The sequence below is a fragment of the uncultured Brachyspira sp. genome (assembly GCF_934747485.1).
Classification (GTDB): Bacteria; Spirochaetota; Brachyspiria; order Brachyspirales; family Brachyspiraceae; genus Brachyspira.
The window spans coordinates 1-2,398 of sequence record NZ_CAKVGN010000124.1 but is presented as its reverse complement, the minus strand read 5'-3'; the positions used below and the strand labels follow the sequence as shown (position 1 = coordinate 2,398).

Genomic DNA, 2,398 nt, shown 5'->3' with positions numbered 1-2,398 from the left:
AAAAAAACTCGGATTTCTCCGAGCTTTTCTTACAATTCTGACAAAATAGTATCCCATGCCTCGTCATAACCATCACGTGTAACAGATGAAAAGACGATGAAATGATTATTTCTTCCTATTGTTAGATTTTTGATAATAGTCTTTAATATTATTTTTTACTCCATCCAATAGAGGGATAAATTCAGTAAAGTCATACTGTAAATAATTTTTCAAAACATGTTTAGAGAAAATATCTTTTCCATAATGATTCGATCCTCCATGTTTCGAAAATTGTTTTCCTCGTAAAATAGGTGTTGAATTTCTCACGAGTAATAAGTCCTCAATATCTGAAAATACACCATTATTTATTTTAGGAATTAACGGGGTCGCCATTACATAAAGTGAATCTTTTTTAATAATTCTATCAAACGAACTATATCGAATTTGATTAAAATTATTTGTAGAAATGGCTAGATCTTTCGCGAAATTTGCAAAATTGTTAAGTGGCCCCTTATGTTCATTATCAAACAAAAAAATAGTCGGATTATCTGGTGTTCTATTTGTTAATTTTTTGAAGTATTCAATATAATTAGGATAAATCACCTTTTCAACTTCGCTCATTTGAAATCTCTTTTTATCGGAAAAATATCTATACCAGTATTCAAAACCGGATCCCCCTTCTGGAACATTAAAAAGATATTCTATTGTATTTGTATGTTTCAAAAATTCAATTTTGAAAACAAAATCACTACCATTTTTTTCAATTAATTCAGGATACTTATAATATAATTTTTTCAATGCAGCCTTAATATATCTAGAATCAGTTTTTCCTTCAGTAACAATAATTGGTTTGTCATTTCCATAAAAGTATCTATAAAATAAAAACTTTTTATATTCTTTTTCCCTAGAATTAAATAGAGACATATACATTTTTTTCTCTTCCTTTCCTAGGGTATAAAATCCTTCTGGTAAATTATATGTATCATGTCTCGAATTATAATATAAATCTTTTCTAAGGTCTCTATTACTAAAAATATATTTCCAATAATATTTTGATTCTGATTTTTTCCCCGAATCTTTTCCTATCAAATATTTTTGAGCATCAAAATTATTCTTTATTAATGATTTTTTATATGATAAATAATTATTAAATTGATCAATCTGTTGAACAAAAGCAAATCTACCTATCAGCTGATTAATCGTGCCTTCTCTTCCATCAATTTCAAACTCCTTATCCATGTATAGTTTATGAGCCATAGCACGTGTATTTTTAATATACTCCCTTTTTGCATTTATCTTTTTATTAACAACTAAACCTGTAACCTCTTGCCGTTGCATATTGTTACTTAAGCGTGTTTTTTTATTATTTATTTTAAAACCAGATGCCACAATTACCTTTTCTAATTCTGCAAGGAATTTATCTAATTCTTTAGTTGCCCTCAACTTGTTTGAAGCTAATTTTCGATTTGTTGAAAAAGTCATATCATCCGCATATCTACTGTATGTAAAGCGATATTTCTTAGCAATTTTTACAATTCGATAATCTAAGATTCTAGCAATTAAATTTGTAATAATTGGTGAAGAAGGTGCCCCCTGCGGTAACTTTCCTTTATAACAAGCAATTTGTGCAATAACAGTCGCAACGTCTGAAGATACACAAAAATTTCTATCCTTAATAAAAAAACCCCTTACTCTTCCAAAATTAAAGCTGTCAAAAAAATCTTCTAAATCAATATTTAAGACATATTTTTTATTTCTATGTAACTTTGCATTGGTTATTATACTTTTATTCTTTTCATAAGCGTGCGATAAATTAGGTATTTTTTTATTCTTTACTTTTGACTCAGATTCTAAATCTTCAATGTAACAATCCCACAAGAGATTTGCCAACTTTTTTTGAAGTATTTTTAATTCCTTTTTAGGAGCGTTAATTGTTCTCTCTCCTCCACTTTTTTTAGGAATTGTAAAAGTCTCATATAGTTCCTCTGTACGCAAAACATACAATACATAATTCATAAATCTACTATTTGAAAATCCCAAAAGTCTTGCAAAATCATCCTTGGACTTAACATTAGTTAATTTATTCATAAAACCTCCCCATATAAAAAAAAAGCGTATGAAAACTCTTACGCGGACGACAGTATACAGATACCAACTTTTCAGCTGATGTCATTTAAGTCACCTGAACTTTTTCATTTTTTCTTAATAGGAAATATACTGGAGGAGCTAAACACCTTCAACACATTTTCATTATTACTTGCGAATCACAAGTCAAAAATCTAATCATACGCCTTTTTTATACTATCATAGAGACTTCTTTATGTCAATAAATGATAAAATTCAAAAAAACTCGGATTTCTCCGAGCTTTTCTTACAATTCTGACAAAATAGTATCCCATGCCTCGTCATAACCATCACG

General features: G+C 28.6%; 1 protein-coding gene. It reads right to left on the bottom strand.

Features of this window, described 5'->3' with window-relative positions:
* Nucleotides 1-105: 105 nt before the first annotated feature.
* Nucleotides 106-2,067: a retron Ec67 family RNA-directed DNA polymerase/endonuclease gene (locus Q0H31_RS13075; RefSeq protein ID WP_295298894.1), complete on the bottom strand. Its 1,962-nt coding sequence runs from the start codon at nt 2,065-2,067 to the stop codon at nt 106-108.
* Nucleotides 2,068-2,398 lie beyond the last annotated feature (331 nt).

What these genes read in the sequence shown, in the direction of transcription:
- Q0H31_RS13075 (WP_295298894.1), bottom strand. Translation starts at nt 2,067, where the DNA reads ATGAATAAATTAACTAATGTTAAGTCCAAGGATGATTTTGCAAGACTT.